General features: G+C 41.6%; 16 protein-coding genes. 13 read left to right on the top strand and 3 right to left on the bottom strand.

From position 1 onward, the window contains the following. Nucleotides 1–38 precede the first annotated feature (38 nt). From FFR60_RS13200 to FFR60_RS13160, 9 genes are all read left to right on the top strand, one after another. A complete protein-coding gene (locus FFR60_RS13200) occupies nucleotides 39–836 on the top strand; it encodes an InlB B-repeat-containing protein (RefSeq protein ID WP_307723319.1) in 798 nt (265 codons plus the stop codon). Nucleotides 837–1,202: 366 nt separating this feature from the next. Beyond that, nucleotides 1,203–2,084 carry an Rpn family recombination-promoting nuclease/putative transposase gene (locus FFR60_RS13195; RefSeq protein ID WP_249355002.1) on the top strand — a complete coding sequence of 294 codons (882 nt, stop codon included), beginning with the start codon at nucleotides 1,203–1,205 and terminating at the stop codon, nucleotides 2,082–2,084. A 39-nt stretch (nucleotides 2,085–2,123) separates the two neighbouring features. Next, nucleotides 2,124–2,306, top strand: a complete 183-nt coding sequence (locus tag FFR60_RS13190; protein ID WP_137664509.1) for a hypothetical protein — start codon at nucleotides 2,124–2,126, stop codon at nucleotides 2,304–2,306. 219 nt (nucleotides 2,307–2,525) lie between these two features. After that, nucleotides 2,526–4,946, top strand: a complete 2,421-nt coding sequence (locus FFR60_RS13185; protein WP_137664508.1) for an HAD-IC family P-type ATPase — start codon at nucleotides 2,526–2,528, stop codon at nucleotides 4,944–4,946. Between the two features lie 221 nt (nucleotides 4,947–5,167). After that, a complete protein-coding gene (locus FFR60_RS13180; protein ID WP_137664507.1) occupies nucleotides 5,168–6,661 on the top strand; it encodes a phosphohexomutase domain-containing protein in 1,494 nt (497 codons plus the stop codon). 406 nt (nucleotides 6,662–7,067) lie between these two features. Beyond that, a complete protein-coding gene (locus FFR60_RS13175) occupies nucleotides 7,068–7,421 on the top strand; it encodes an iron-sulfur cluster biosynthesis family protein (RefSeq protein ID WP_137664506.1) in 354 nt (117 codons plus the stop codon). A 96-nt stretch (nucleotides 7,422–7,517) separates the two neighbouring features. Further along, the gene (gene sapR / locus FFR60_RS13170) at nucleotides 7,518–8,189 is read left to right on the top strand and encodes a two-component system response regulator SapR (RefSeq protein WP_088933574.1); all 672 of its coding nucleotides are present in this window, start codon (nucleotides 7,518–7,520) and stop codon (nucleotides 8,187–8,189) included. Nucleotides 8,190–8,198: 9 nt separating this feature from the next. Continuing rightward, a complete protein-coding gene (sapS, locus tag FFR60_RS13165) occupies nucleotides 8,199–9,221 on the top strand; it encodes a two-component system sensor histidine kinase SapS (RefSeq protein WP_088933573.1) in 1,023 nt (340 codons plus the stop codon). 148 nt (nucleotides 9,222–9,369) lie between these two features. Further along, nucleotides 9,370–10,233 carry a GRP family sugar transporter gene (locus FFR60_RS13160; protein ID WP_137664505.1) on the top strand — a complete coding sequence of 288 codons (864 nt, stop codon included), beginning with the start codon at nucleotides 9,370–9,372 and terminating at the stop codon, nucleotides 10,231–10,233. 43 nt (nucleotides 10,234–10,276) lie between these two features. Here FFR60_RS13160 and FFR60_RS13155 read toward each other — a convergent pair whose 3' ends face one another. Both FFR60_RS13155 and FFR60_RS13150 read right to left on the bottom strand, forming a co-directional pair. Next, the gene (locus FFR60_RS13155) at nucleotides 10,277–11,467 is read right to left on the bottom strand and encodes a toxic anion resistance protein (protein WP_137664504.1); all 1,191 of its coding nucleotides are present in this window, start codon (nucleotides 11,465–11,467) and stop codon (nucleotides 10,277–10,279) included. 59 nt (nucleotides 11,468–11,526) lie between these two features. Further along, entirely contained in the window at nucleotides 11,527–12,177 is a 651-nt protein-coding gene (locus FFR60_RS13150) for a 5-bromo-4-chloroindolyl phosphate hydrolysis family protein (protein ID WP_088933570.1), read from the bottom strand. Between the two features lie 343 nt (nucleotides 12,178–12,520). Between FFR60_RS13150 and FFR60_RS13145 the strand changes: the two genes are divergently transcribed. The 4 genes from FFR60_RS13145 to FFR60_RS13130 are packed head-to-tail and all read left to right on the top strand — an operon-like array spanning nucleotide 12,521 to nucleotide 14,718. Then, the gene (locus FFR60_RS13145; protein WP_137664503.1) at nucleotides 12,521–13,090 is read left to right on the top strand and encodes an NUDIX hydrolase; all 570 of its coding nucleotides are present in this window, start codon (nucleotides 12,521–12,523) and stop codon (nucleotides 13,088–13,090) included. Nucleotides 13,091–13,110: 20 nt separating this feature from the next. Next, a complete protein-coding gene (gene macP, locus FFR60_RS13140; protein ID WP_088933568.1) occupies nucleotides 13,111–13,395 on the top strand; it encodes a cell wall synthase accessory phosphoprotein MacP in 285 nt (94 codons plus the stop codon). A gap of 42 nt (nucleotides 13,396–13,437) precedes the next feature. Beyond that, on the top strand, nucleotides 13,438–14,130 hold the full coding sequence (locus FFR60_RS13135) for a 5'-methylthioadenosine/adenosylhomocysteine nucleosidase (RefSeq protein ID WP_088933567.1): 693 nt from the start codon (nucleotides 13,438–13,440) through the stop codon (nucleotides 14,128–14,130). Nucleotides 14,131–14,172: 42 nt separating this feature from the next. After that, nucleotides 14,173–14,718, top strand: a complete 546-nt coding sequence (locus tag FFR60_RS13130; protein ID WP_137664502.1) for a cysteine hydrolase family protein — start codon at nucleotides 14,173–14,175, stop codon at nucleotides 14,716–14,718. 39 nt (nucleotides 14,719–14,757) lie between these two features. Here FFR60_RS13130 and FFR60_RS13125 read toward each other — a convergent pair whose 3' ends face one another. Next, on the bottom strand, nucleotides 14,758–15,429 hold the full coding sequence (locus FFR60_RS13125; protein WP_137664501.1) for an HAD family hydrolase: 672 nt from the start codon (nucleotides 15,427–15,429) through the stop codon (nucleotides 14,758–14,760). Between the last annotated feature and the right edge of the window lie 134 nt (nucleotides 15,430–15,563).

The following is a 15,563-nucleotide window of genomic DNA, read 5'->3' as shown; positions in this document are numbered from 1 at the left end:
AAGGTGAACAGGTAAAACTTTATGCGCAGTGGAAGCCGATCACTTATACGATCAATTTTGATAGTAAGAACGGCTTATCCATTTCACCAAGAACATACACGATCGAAACAGGAATCGACAAGTTTGATTCACCAACTCGTCTCGGCTATACCTTCGAGGGCTGGTACGAAGGGGAGACTAAAGTAACGAAGATCGAAAAAGGCGAAACAGGCAACCGTACGTTGATTGCCAAATGGACGCCAGTAACCTATCAAGTCACCTTCGACAGCGCCGGTGGCAGCACGGTTGATCCAATTTCGTTCACCACTGAAAATTCTGTAGATAGATTACCAGAACCAGCACGAATCGGTTATCGTTTCCTAGGCTGGTATGACGGTGAAACGAAAGTGACAGAGCTGCCAAAAGGAACGATCGGCGACAAAACCTTGACTGCCAAATGGGAAAAAATCAAGACAACAGAAGTCATTGAAGACATCCTAAAAGAAGAAAATCAAAAGAACCGCAAGGAACAGGATTACACCGAGGATAGCTGGAAAAATTACCAAGAAGCCAAAAAAGCTGCCGAAGAATTACTGAAAGAGGTCAATCCTGATCCACTCAAAGCGGAACAGGTACTGGCGAAACTTCAATCTGCTATCCAAGGACTGACTTTGAAAGACGCCACCGCACCAAAACCTGTAGGAACGACGAATACACCAGTAAGTAAGAAGGTCTATCCAACAGCACAGGCAAAGCAATATCCACGGATGAATATGGTCACAACCATTTGGCCGGGATTCATAGGAACAGGATTAGTTGTAGCAGTAGTCGCTTTGGTTAAGAAGAATAAGAAGTAGGATGAGTTAGAGAAGAACTTGGGATGTATGTTTCAGGTTCTTTTTTCACGTCAGGCATGACAGTTATCTAGCAGGAGAATTTTAGTTGATTATTTAAAATATTTTTACCCATTTCCGCGTACCTTAACAGTGAAGAACTTTGATAGTACGCCATTTCCCATGCTATAATGAGGGCAAGAAAAGCCTTTTCAGCAGAGCGCGACTATCTGGAAAGGTGCGAAACGATGAAGAAGTATTTACCGACCAATGACCTATTTAGAAAAGTGGAGCGAACTCGGTCAGCTCTTGAACAATAAGACTAAAATTTTGATAAATTGCTCCTCAAATTTAACAAAATTTTCGCTTATTGCTTCAAAGAGCTTGTTCGTGCAACTAGACATGTTTAAGAAAATGTTGACCTCCGAAGATTCCCTGCATATCCTCAAAGCTTTTGTGAATGACCTTTTAGAAACGGATTTCAAAGAGCTGCAACCCAAGCAAACCTATCACATTGACAGCTATATCAGTAACTACGAAAAAGCACAACAAAAACCGAAAATTCAATATACCGAAGTCGATATTTTGGCTACAACGGAAGACGGCACCCAGACAACGATCGAGTGTCAGATCCAGCCTCACGATCATTTCAACTCGCGAGCGCTGTTTTACTTGATCGAAGCTTTTCGCTCCTCGTTAGGCAAAAAGAAAAGCAAAAACATTATCAAGGATAATCTGTTTTCGAGCCTGCATCCGGCTTACGGAATCAATATCATTGATTTTCACTTAGCCGATGCGCAAGGCGATGCCCTGCGACGCTTTCGATTACTTGATGAAAAGACTCAGCAGCCATTTTTGGGAGACCAAGAAGAAGAGTTGTTGATCTTATGCTTTTTAAGTCTGAAAAGTAAAAATATTCGAAAGAACTCCGCCGTATACCACTGGCAAACATTCCTAAAAACCGGCGAAGTCGCCGCAGGAGCTCCCGAATATATCAAAGAAGCCAAACAACGAATCGACTTTTACAACCTAGGAAGGGAGGAACAAAAAATGATTATGAAAATAGATAAAGCCGAAGCTATTAGTAATGCGGTCATGTCTACCAAGTTGAATCAAGGCAGAAGAGAAGGAATAAAAGAAGGTAGAGAACTTGAGAAAATTGATTTTGTCCGATCGATGTTAGAAGATGGTCTTCCTTTAGAAACGATCTCGAAGTATTCCAAATTAAGCATTGAGAAGTTGGAAGAGTTGAAGAGAGAGCAGGAGCAGTAGGCTGTTTGATTGAAAAGAGTGTTAAGGAAGGGATAAAAAATGAATAAAGCTGAAGCTATTAACAATGCGGTTATGTCTACTAAAGCGAGAGAAGGAATGGAACTTGGGATAATTAAGGTGGCTCGATCAATGTTAGAAGATGGTCTTCCTTTAGAAACGATCTCCAAGTATTCCAAATTAAGTATTGAGAAGCTGGAAGAGTTAAAGAGAGAACAGGAATAGAAAAAAGTATTTTCAAATCTTTTATCAGCAATAGAGAAGTCTTTTTAGGCTTCTCTTTTTTTGTAGGACAAGTGAAAATTTTATTCAAAAATTAAAAGAAGGTTGCTTTGCGGGGTTCCCATCCGACTTAAAATCCAAGTCGTGTTAAGATGAGTATAGAGTAAAAATCATATTTTTCGCTGTAAAAACATGGTTATAAATGAGATGAGGTGAAACCGGATGAAGAAAAAGGAAGAAGTTCAAACGGTGGAAGAAAATTTTGATGATGTTGAGATTCCAGCAGGGCTGGAGGGTCTAACAGCTTCCGAGGTTCAGCGGAAAATAGAAGATGGACAGATCAATCAAGTGGAAGAGAATCTATTAAAGTCGGACAAAGAAATTATTAAAGAAAATACGATTAATATCTTTAATATTCTGAACTTTGTATTGGCCTTATTGGTGTTGTTAGTCGGTTCGCCGAAGAATACCTTGTTTTTCGGAGTCGTCGTCATTAATACGCTGATCGGGATTATTCAAGAATTAAGAGCAAAGCATACGATCGACAAGTTATCGGTCTTGGCTAAGACGAAGGCGGTCGTTTTAAGAGACGGGCGTTTGAAGCAGATTGATCAAGAGGACATCGTTTTAGGTGATACTCTTTATTTGCGAAATGGCGATCAGATTCCTGTAGATGGGAATTTATTAGCTGGCGCTGGTGTCGAGGTGGATGAATCACTGCTGACTGGTGAAGCGGATCGGGTACAAAAAGCACAGCGCGACAAATTATTCAGCGGCAGCTTCGTGACTGCTGGCGAGTGCTTTTATCAAGGAACGGCTGTTGGCAAGGATAACTTTGCCGAGCAGCTAACGAGTGAAGCAAAGACGAAAAAGACTGGCAACTCGGAATTGACGAAAGTCTTGAGCCGCATGATCGCTGTGTTAACGATCGTGATCATTCCAGTCGGTCTGGGGCTTTTTTATAGTCAGTACCAAGCTTCGGATTCTATCAAACAAGCGGTTCTAGGGACTGTTGCGGCGTTAGTCAGTATGATTCCGGAAGGCTTGATGCTGCTGACGAGTGTGGCTTTTGCAGTAGGTGCGGCGAATTTGGCGCGGAAAAAGGTTCTGGTTCAAGCATTGCCTTCGATTGAAACATTGGCGCGGGTAGATGTGATTTGTTTAGACAAGACTGGTACGATTACCGATGGCACACTGAAGTTCGAACAGGCACTGCTGGAGGACATTTCCGATAATCGTTTACGAACGATCATGGGAGCGCTGCTGCATCAGTTAAAGGATCAGAATGCGACGGCGAAGGCATTGCGCGAAGCTTTTCCTGCTGTTGAGGATTGGCAAGTGGAAAAAGTCGTTCCCTTTTCTTCTGCCCGAAAATGGAGCGGGGTAACGTTTAAGGATCAAGGCAGCTTTGCATTTGGCGCACCGGAATTTATTTTTAAAGAAATGTCATCTGAAATGCAAAATAAGATTCAGCCTTATTTAGAAGACGGACAGCGTGTACTTGTTTTAGTGGAGTACCCAGATATTCTGGAGGAGGAGCTGATCTACGAACCACGCTTGCTGGCTACCCTGATCATCTCAGATAACTTGCGGGAAAATGCTCGGACCACATTCGGCTATTTTGCAAAGCAAGATGTGCAGCTGAAGGTTATCTCTGGAGATCATCCATTGACGGTTTCGAAAATCGCTCAAAAAGCCGGAATCAAAAACGCTGAAACGTTTATTGATATGTCGAGTTTAGATGAGCCGATTGATTATAATGCGCTGGTGAATCACACGACAGTCTTTGGGCGCGTCACTCCTAAGCAGAAGGAATCCTTGATTCATGCCTTGAAAGCAGATCATACAGTCTGCATGACCGGTGATGGAGTCAATGATGTCTTGGCCTTGCGCGAGGCGGATATCGGAGTAGCGATGGCGAATGGCAGCAGTGCCGCAAGAGCGGCATCGGATGTCATTTTGCTGGATTCAGATTTTGCGCGGATGCAAAATGTTTTGAATGAAGGGCGCCGCGTTATCAATAATATCGAACGTGTGGCTTCGATGTATTTGGTTAAAACGATCTATTCGCTGATCTTGGCTGTGATCTTCATGATTATCGCCAGTCCTTATCCTTTTGAACCGGTGCAATTAACACCGATCAATGCGTTGACAGTAGGGATTCCATCCTTCTTCTTGGCCTTGAAGCCAAGCTATGAACGGATCAAGGGCGACTTCTTGAATAATATTTTGCGTGTTTCTTTGCCTGGGGCTTTGACAGTCGTCAGCGCCGTGATGATCATCCAGTTGGCTAACGTATTGTTTGATCTGGATTATCAGGCGACTTCGACCATGTCGGTCTTCTTGACAGGCTGTGTGGGACTGCTGGTGTTGTATAAAGTTTCCTTCCCGTTGGATAAGAAAAAGATTGCCCTGATTGCAGCGTTGAGCACCGCTTACCTAAGCTGTTATCTATTCTTCAGAGAATTTTTTGAATTTGATAAACTGTGGAATCGAAATTTGTTCTTCGTCATCCCATTAACCTTTGGAATTTATTGGCTGTTCAAAGGATTGACGTTTGTCATGGATCGATTGGTCGATTGGAGAATTCGCTGGAAAAAGAAACGCCAAGCGAAAAAGAATCCGCAATCGCGTGTCATTTAAAAGAGTAGAAATTACTTAAATTGATAAAATTTCCCGGAAAAGGCTTTCTTTTTCGGGATTTTTGGTATAATGAACTAAAAGTAAGGCTGAAGAATGTCAGTTTCGCTTTTTGCAAGGTATGTAAAACAGATGCAAGGAAATAAACTAGGGCTAACTATCATGCTGAAATGTTAGACGGTCTGAAAATAAAACTTATTAAATAGGAAGAAGGAGGTTCATCAATGGAGTTAACAAAATTACAAAATGGTTCAGATATTCGTGGAATCGCTATCAATGCTGAGGATAAAGTAAAGAACTTAGGGGCTGATGAAGCCCGTTTGATCGCGAATGGAATTCTTAATTGGTTGACGGATAAAGGTGTGAAGCGTCCATTTAATATCGGGATCGGACATGACAGTCGTTTGACTGGTCCTGAGTTGAAGGGTGCGATGGTGGCGGTTTTTGAGGCGGCTGGTTGTGAGGTCTTGGACTTTGGTTTAGCAACGACACCCGCTTTATTTATGGCGACTCAGTTTGAGGAGTTCGGCTGTGATGCAGGGATCATGCTGACGGCAAGTCATCTGCCGTTTTATTTCAACGGCATCAAGATTTTCAGTCAAACAGGCGGCGCAGAGAAAAGTGATATCGCCTACATTTTGACTCACACCGAAGCAAGTGAAGCGGCGGCTGGAAATGTGAAGCAGGCGGACCTATTATCTCGTTATGCAGCTGACCTTGTAGAAAAAATCCAACGCGGCAGCGGCACTGACCAACCATTGAAGGGCATGAAGATTGTCGTTGATGCGGGAAACGGGGCTGGCGGCTACTTTGCGGATAAAGTATTGGCGGTACTCGGTGCGGATACTAGCGGATCACAATTTTTAGAACCGGACGGTAATTTCCCGAACCATATCCCGAATCCTGATAATAAAGAAGCGATGGCAAGTATTAAGCAAGCCGTATTGGATAATAAGGCCGATCTTGGCGTGATTTTCGATACAGATGTCGATCGTTCGGCGATCGTTTCGAAGGACGGACAAATGATCAATCGAAATAATCTGATCGCGGTGCTATCAGCGATCGTCTTGCAGGAGCATCCCGGCAGTACGATCGTGACCAATTCACCGACCTCGGATCATTTGAAAAGCTTCATTGAAGAAAAAGGCGGCAAGCAATATCGTTACATTTCCGGCTATCGGAATGTCATCAATAAAGCGATCGAACTCAACGAAGAGGGGATCGATTGTCAGTTAGCGATCGAGACCAGCTCCCACGCTGCTTTCAAAGAGAATTATTTCCTAGATGATGGCGCGTATGTGATTGCGAAAGTATTGATGCTACTGCCGAAATTGCAAAAGGAAAATCGTGAGCTGACCGATTTAATGGCCGAGCTGGAACAGCCGGTGGAAACACTGGAGATTCGCTACACAATCAGCGGCGAAGAATATAAAGAAGCCGGCAAGCAAATGATCGAAAAATTCCGTGCAGAGCTGCCGAAGCAAGCAGGATTTGCAGAGAATCCAGAAAACCAAGAAGGCGTACGTTTTTCTGTCACTGAACCTTACGGCAAAGGCTGGATGCTGCTGCGTTTAAGTCTGCACGAACCATTGCTGGTGATGCAGGTAGAAAACGATCAAGCAGATCAAATCCAAAAACAATTACCAATCTTCCGAGAAATATTAGCACAAGATACCCAGATTGATTTGACGAAATTAGATCAACAATTGAATAAGTAAGATTACTTGCAAAATAAGCCCCTTCGTCTGATGATAAGAGTCAGATGTAGGGGCTTTTGCCAGTTTTTCTTCACGCTTTAGCGTGATTAGAAAAATGGTATGCGTACGACGATAAAAACATTTTTCGCTTTTTGAAAAATGTATTCATCGCAAAGGAGCTAGCTGCGAGTCCAACTTTTCGCAGTGTAATTAAGTTCAAGAGAAGAAAAAATATTAAAGTATGTAAGAGTTCGTGAGGTTTAGTTGGATCGTATGCGTACGAGGATAGAATCATTTTTCGCGCTTTTCGAAAAATGATTTCCTTACACATGAGTTAGCTGCCACTTCAACTTCTCACGCGACGACAACCCTAGCGACTTAACGCGACTAAAAAAAGACTAAAGATTCCAGAATAGGAGAGAGAATTATGCACATTTCATTTGATGACGCAGCAAAAGAAAAAATTTCTGCACACTTGGGAGCAGACAAGATTTTACTATTAACTTTTGAAGATGGCGTTGGTCCTTATTCGCAGCACGCCATGATTCATATGCAGACGCAGTTTTCGATTAACATTATTTCAACAGAAATGGAAAAGACTGATTACGATGAAAAAATTCCGTCAGAGATCGGTGATTTCTGGATCAAGGGTTATTCAAAAGAAGATCTGCAAGAGGAAATGGCAATCAAGTTTAATCCGCGCTTGAGTACCTTCAGCTTATCTGGCGAAGGCGGAATGATCGATGATAATTTAGGGTTTATTGATTTTACCAAAAATTAATGTTGAAAGGATCGTCTTTCATTTTTTTTCTGTTCTTTGATATGATGATAACAAAGGTTTCATGACCAGATAAGTAATAGAAAGTGGAGGAATAAAATGGCAAAAATCATGATCGTTGAAGACGAGGCAGTGATTCGTCAATTAATCGGTGAAGAGTTAACAAAATGGAGATTAGACGTTTATCAAACGACAGACTTTAATAAGGTTTTTGAGGAATTTGAAGAAATTGCGCCCCAGCTTGTTTTATTGGATATCAATCTGCCGGTTTATGATGGGTACTATTGGTGTCAAAAAATTCGCGAAGTCTCCAAGGTTCCGATTATTTTTATTTCTTCCCGAAATACGAACATGGATCAGATCATGGCGATGAACATGGGGGCTGATGATTATATCACTAAGCCTTTCCAAGTCGACATTTTAGTGGCGAAGATCAACGCACTGCTGCGCCGTTCATACAACTACGCGGAAAGCGGCGAGGAGCTGGAGCACAACGGAATCACTCTGAATATCGACAACAGCAGTATGACGATCAAGGATGAAGTCGTCGATCTCAGCAAAAATGAATACCGTCTGCTGTTTATTTTAATGAAGCAGCACGGGAAAATTTTAAGTCGGGATAAATTATTGCGGGCATTATGGGATGACGAACGCTTTGTTGATGATAATACGCTGACGGTCAATATCAATCGTTTGCGGCGCAAGATCGAGCAAGCAGGTATTGAAGACTATATTCAAACGAAGGTTGGACAAGGATATATCGTCCCATAAGGAGCGGCTATGACATTTATCAAGTATTTAAAAGATCGTCTGCTTGTCCTGTTGGGATGGGCAGTCTTGAGCTTATTATTGGTTTTTATGGTTTGGCTAACGCCTGGATTGCGTAATTTTTGGGACAATCTCAGCTATCTATTGGTCTTGCAATTATTTTTAGTCTTTCTCTTTTTTACGATCGACTATTATCGGCGGAAAAACTGGTACAAGGAATTTGATAAAGAAGAGGATTCCCACCTGCAGCATTTTGTCGAATCAGCGACGAATAATGAGGAACGGCTGGTGCAAGAATATGTGAATCAGCAGGTACGAGAGCATCACTTGATGCTGGAGCAGCTGTTAAATAGTCAAAAGGATCAAAAGGATTATATGGATTCTTGGATTCATGAGATCAAGGTGCCGCTTGCGGCCGTGGATTTGATCTTGAATTCGATTGAGTTTGATATTCCTGATGAGAAGTTTGTTTTGCTGCAAAATGAGATCCAGCAGATCGATGAATATGTGGAGCAGATTTTGTATTATTCTCGCTCTGATGAATTCGTGAATGATTATTTGATCCAAGAATATTCGTTGAAAAAAATCATTCAGCCGATCATTCGTAGCCAAGCCAATTACTTCATCCAAAAAAATCTGCAATTAACGTTAGCGGAAAATGACGCAAAGGTGCTAACTGATGCCAAATGGATCGAATTTATTTTCCGTCAGCTATTGAGTAATGCGATCAAGTACACGCCAGACAACGGACAGATCAATATTTTGATTGAAGCTAAAAGCGCGGGTGTTTCCTTGATTTTGGAAGATAACGGAGTCGGTATCCCGCCAGAGGATCTGGGGCGGATTTTTGATAAGGGCTTTACTGGGGAAAATGGACGAAAAGCCCAGCAGCATTCCACCGGACTTGGTCTCTATCTAGCTAAGCGCCTCGCTGAAAAGCTCGGCGTGGCGATCACAGCAAAATCAACTATGAATGAGGGAACGACGATGACACTATTTTTCCCACGATTAGATTATTATCATGAAGAACGGTAAATTTTCAGTTTTTGATTGCTTAATTTCCTTTTTTTCGCTAAACTATTCCAGTTGTGAATAATTGTCGGGCTGTACAGACTAGCTTTTTGGACAATAAGTCCAAAAGCTGAATTAGTCTGTTCTGCTTTTATAAAAAAGGAGTAAGTTTATGAGTATTTTGATTGCCCTAATACCGATGGTAGCATGGGGAAGCATTGCTCTGGTAAGCGGGAAATTAGGCGGCGACGCCAACCAGCAAACCTTAGGAATGACGATGGGTGCTTTTGTTTTTGCATTAGTGACTTATTTTATCGTTCAGCCAGCAATGAGCAGTTGGATTTTGTTAATTGGTTTCTTGTCAGGTTTCTTTTGGTCGATCGGTCAGAATGGACAGTTCCACGGGATGAAATTTATGGGGGTATCGGTTGGTTTGCCGATCTCAACCGGGTTTCAATTGATTTTGAATACCATCGCCGGTGCTGTGTTTTTCCATGAATGGACAAAAACAAAGGATTTCGTTCTAGGGTTTATCGCATTGGCTTTACTTGTTCTTGGTGCCTACTTAACGGCGCGTAAGGATGACGAAAGCGGCGTACAAACCGATAACAGCATGTTGAACTTCGGCAAAGGTTTTCGTGCATTGATCTTTTCGACTTTAGGTTATGGTGTTTATACGATTATCATCACTTGGGCAGGACTTAATCCGCTGGCGATCATCTTACCGCAAAGTGTCGGTATGTTAGTCGGCGCGAGTATCTTTGCCTTTCGCAAGGCGAAAATCGACCGCTATGTTTGGCGCAATATGGCCTCAGGTTTATTGTGGGGGATTGGGAATATCTGCATGCTATTGTCCGTTCAAAACATCGGCTTAGCGATTGGCTTCTCATTATCACAAATGGGGATCATCATTTCGACCTTAGGCGGAATTTTCCTGCTGGGCGAACGAAAGTCCAAAAAAGAAATGTACTATGTCATCATCGGCTGTCTGTTGATTATTGTCGGCGGTGTCGTGTTAGGATATATGAAAGCATAAAAAAAATTAGCGTGCCGATGCGGCTCGCTAATTTTTTTTGATCTTATTGTCCGGAATTCAATTCCATTAATTTTTGTTTCAAGTCGTTTTCCATGTGACCGATTTCGATCTCGGCTAGTTGACGACGTTCGCGGCCTTCTTTTTGAATCCGCAGTGTTTCTTCTAATGTTTCGACTAGGTCGTTTTGTGTTTGCTGTAATGTATCCAGATCGACGATACCGCGTTCGTTTTCCTTGGCCGTTTCGATCGTTGAAATCTTCAACATCTCTGAATTTTTCTTCAATAGATCGTTGGTTGTTTCAGATACTTGACGTTGTGCCGTAGCAGCATCCTTTTGACGTAATAAAGTCAATGCGATCGCTACTTGGTTTTTCCATAAAGGAATCGCCGTATTAATAGAAGCTTGAATCTTTTCAGCCAACGCTTGGTTGGTATTTTGGATCAAGCGAATTTGCGGTGCTTGCTGGATCGTAATTTGACGAGCCAATTTTAAATCATAGGTCCGTTTGTCTAAACGATCCAAGAATTGTGTGTAGTCATTAACGACTTGCACATCCATTTGATCGCCGGAAGCCTGTGCTTTTTCTGTCGCTTCTGGAATCGTCGTAAGCTTCATTTCTTCGATCTTCAGCTCAGCAGCCGCGATGTAGATATTCAAAGCATCAAAGTAATCTTTGTTTTTGTTGTAAAGTGTCTCTAGCATTTGATTGTCACGTAATAGACCATCTTTTTCGACGTTCAATTTTGTTGCAATCTTATCGATTTGTGCACCGATCTTTTGGTATTTCGTAGTGATCTCATAGATCGATTGTTTAACTTTACCAAACATTTTTTGGAAAATATTGCCTTCGCCGACGCGTAATTCGTCAGGGTTGGCTTCATTTAAGCGATACATCAATTGGTTCAAAGAATCACCGATTGGTCCAATATCTTGTGAAGATACGGTGTTCAGCATTGATTGCGAGAATTCGCTCAATTTTGTTTGGGCCGTTGATCCGTAACTGATCACGGCTTGTGAATCATTGACATCGATTTTTTTGGCAAGCTCACGCGCTTGTACTTGGCGTTCTTCAGGTAATTTATCCACTAAGCGGTCTGCTTGTTCTTGCGACTGCAGGTGGGAAATTTCTTGTTGTTGAACGGGGGTTAAAGAATCGGTGCCAAAAGGGTTGCTAAGCAGGTCGTCTAAAGTAGAATCGACCGGTTTGGTTTCTGGTTTATTTTCTGGTTCCATAGTATGTCCTCCTGTTCGAAAAAAATCTAGCTTCAGCTAGATTTTTTTGTTGATGTTTTTTATTTTGTTGACACAGGGTCGCGATCAAGGTTTTTTTTCGCAATCGAAATTTCAACATCCATGTCTTCTAAGTCTTCAGACACGAATTGTTGGTAGTCTTTCACGATTAAATCAGCCATCTGATCAATGATCTGTGCGCTTTCTTCTAGTTTACCATAAACTTCTTTTGACTTGACCTCATGTCCGTTGATTTCGACATAATTATCAGTCAAATCGACGATATTCGGCAAGTGGGTATAAAGAAACTGACTTGCTTCTGGTAAACGTTTTGGATCTTTTACCAATTCTTTAAACAAAGCTTTGGCAGCCTTCAGCGTATCATGACGTAAATCGATCGCTTTTAGCTTGGCATTTTTTTGAATATTTTGCTGCAAACGCAAAACTTGTTGCTTCGAAAGGTTCATTGTTTCGCGGAACAATTCGATTTCACGTTCACTCATACCCAATTTTTTATAGTATGCTTCCTTTTCTTTTGTAAGAAATGGTAATTCTTCTTTTTGCGGCTGTATTTTTCTTCCTTTAAAACCACGATAAATCAGCCCACACCCAACAGCTAACATAAGAAAAACGATATAGTTGCCGAAGTCTCCTTCGAAAAAGGAGAGAATGCCGATTGCTGCGATGATGATAGGGAATATTTTCCTTCGCATAATAATCCTCCTAGTCTAGTAAAAACCCTTCACATTATTTATTCAAATTACTTGATTTCTTTACACGCTCATCATAGCATGAATTTCTATAGAATTAGTATCGGACTAAAGATGGATTTTTCAGATTTAGAAAAAACATAAGAATTTTCTGTGATACAATAAGGTAGAACCGTCGAATGGCTACGCTGCGCAGTGAAAAAAGAGAGATCTTTTCTTGGTTTTTTGAAAAAGAATTACTTATATTACCAGCTGTCAGTTGAGTACTTCACTTTAGTATAATCAGTGGAATCGGATGTCAACGACTTGAAAAATTAATTCCTTAAAAAGGGGGAAAAGTGCCGTAATGTTAGAGTATAAAGATTTTGAAGAGAAGACGATTGAACGTAAAGAATTGTTTAAGGGAAAAATCATTGACGTTTATTTGGATGATGTCGCTTTGCCAATGGGTGGAACCGCAAAACGTGAATTAGTTTTCCATCATGGCGGTGTGGGAATCATCCCGATCACTAAAGAAGATAAAATGATTATGGTCAAGCAATTTCGCAAACCATTAGAAAAAGTCGTGTTGGAGATTCCGGCTGGAAAGATCGATCCCGGTGAAGGTCAGCATCCGGAGAAGACAGCGATGCGGGAGCTAGAAGAAGAAACGGGTTATCGTACTGAAGAATTAACCTACATAAATGAAATGTATTTATCACCAGGATTCTCCAATGAAAAATTATATATCTATGCCGCGACCGATCTGGTCAAGGTGGAGAATCCGCGACCCCAAGATGATGATGAAGTCTTAGAACTTTACGAATTGACTATGGCAGAAGCAAAACAGGCGATCCAAGACGGATTGATCTGTGATGCAAAGACGATCTTTGCAGTCAATTATTGGGAATTGATGCAGTATAAAAAACAGAAGTAAGAACAAGGAGTGGATTACGCATGAGCCAATCACCCCTGGTGACGCGCAGCGAATTAAGAAAGCGAAAAGAAGAGCAGGAACGTTTGGCAGAAGAACAACGCAAAGCTGCCGAACGAGCCTATGAAAAACGCGAAAAAGAAATCAGTACAGTCTATCGCAAAGAATTGAAGAAGAATAAGCCTGTCACAAAGTCCCGCAGCAGCGAGCGAGTGAAGCAAAAAGAACGCAGCAGTTTTCTAAATAAAGCGATTATTTTAGTTTTACTGCTGTTGATCGTAGTAATGTTAGCCGTATTCTTTATTTAGCTGTAAAATAAAAATATATTAATAAGAAATAGAGGAATCGTTATGAAAATCGGTATTATCGGTGCAATGGAACCAGAAGTAAAAGCATTAAGAGAAAGTTTAGATCATCCCGTGTCATGGGAACAATCAGGAGCGTTGTTTATTTCCGGAGGATTAGGCAATCATGAGGTCATCGTCGTTCAATCAGGGATCGGTAAAGTTTTGGCTTCGATCACGACTTCTGTCTTGATCCAGCAATATAAAGTCAACATGGTCATCAACACTGGGACTGCTGGCGGGATCGGACAAGGTCTGGCTATTGGTGATTTGGTAATTGCAGATAAGGTGGCTTATTTTGACGTGGATGCTACGACATTTGGCTATAAGATCGGACAAGTTCCAGGAATGCCGCTTTATTATGAAGGATCAACCTATCTAAAAGGCGAGATGCTGGAAGCTAGCAAGAAAATGGATCAGCCCGCTCATGTTGGCTTGATCGTTTCAGGCGATACGTTTGTCAGCAGCCCATCAAAAATCTATGAGATTAAAGCTGCGTTTCCAGATGCCTTAGCAGTGGAGATGGAAGGGGCTGCGATCGGACACACCGCTGCACAGTTCGGTATTCCATTTTTAATCGTACGCGCAATCAGCGATACGGCCGACAGTGATGCGACTGAAACACACGAAGAATTCGTTAACCGTACAGGTACTTTATCTGCGCAATTGGTTATGGAGTTTGTAAATCACTTAAAATAAAAAATGATTACTTAAAGGATTTTAGCAAAAGGAGGAACTGGTATGCGGGCGTTACTTTCGATTGATTATACGAATGATTTTGTTGCTACTGACGGAAATTTGACAACAGGTGAAGCGGGTCAAGCGATCGAACAAGACTTGGTCGCTGTAACAAAAGAGTATTTCCAACAAGGAGACTTCATCGTCTTTGCTATTGACGGACATGATCCAAGTGATCAGTACCATCCTGAAAACAAGCTTTTTCCGCCTCATAATGTGATCGGCACTAGCGGCCGTGATCTATATGGTTCACTGGCTGATTTTTATCAGGAAAACCAGACGGGGAAAAATGTTTACTGGATCGATAAGCGTCACTATTCCGCTTTTAGCGGAACGGATTTGGATATTCGCCTGCGGGAGCGCGGCATTACAGAGCTTTGCTTGACGGGTGTGTGCACAGATATCTGTGTCTTGCATACCGCGGTCGATGCCTACAACTTAGGCTATCAATTGGTGATACCTGAAAAAGCCGTAGCCAGCTTTGATGTGACCGGACATACTTGGGCATTGAACCACTTCAAAAATACTTTAGGGGCAAAAGTCATCTAAATAAAAGCCGCAACGAATTTTCGTTGCGGCGTTTTTGTATTATAAATAGCGTGAAATAAAGCTTGTAAAATCTTCGATGACTCCGTCTGGGGCTAAATCTTCCGCTTCAAAAACGGCGCGATTTTTTTCCTCTGGATCAATGGCTATGATCGTACCGATCTTGGCATTATGGGCGGCCTGCAAGCCGGAATAAGAATCTTCGATCACGATGCAGTTTTTGGGTTCGACACCGATTTTTTCTGCTGCGATCAAGAAAATATCTGGTGCTGGTTTGCCGGGGAAACTGCCGGTATGACAAACCATTTTTTCGTAATCAAACCATTCACCTAAGTTTAGGTAATCAAAATAGAAATCCATATTGATCTTTGGCGAGGCAGAAGCAATCGTCATAGGGATTTTTTCTGCTTTCAAATAGTCTAAGACTTCTCGCAAACCAGCGGTAAATTCCTTATGATCGGCACTTGCTAAGACGGAATCACGATAATACGCTTCTTTCTCGTCAGATAATTTTTGGACTTCTTCATCGGATAATGCCTGTGAAATGAAATTACGCAGGATCACGTCATTGGTTTTTCCGTGAACATTTTTCAAAATATCTTCTTCGGTCATTTTCTTGCTTGAATATTTTTTGATCAAATGCAGCCAAGCGGCCTCATGGAGATCAGAATCCATAAACATTGTCCCGTTAAAATCAAAAATAATACCCTTCATACATAAACCTCACTTTTTTTCCCAAGATATCCCTAGTTTAGCACGTTTTGAAAATAGTTGATGAAAAAGATAGGATTATTTGCAACTTAAAATCATTCGTTTTATAGTGAGAAAGAATGAAATGATGGAGATGA

Source organism: Enterococcus hulanensis (assembly GCF_005405485.1).
Taxonomy (GTDB): Bacteria; Bacillota; Bacilli; order Lactobacillales; family Enterococcaceae; genus Enterococcus_A; species Enterococcus_A hulanensis.
This window is presented reverse-complemented; position numbering and strand designations above follow the sequence as displayed.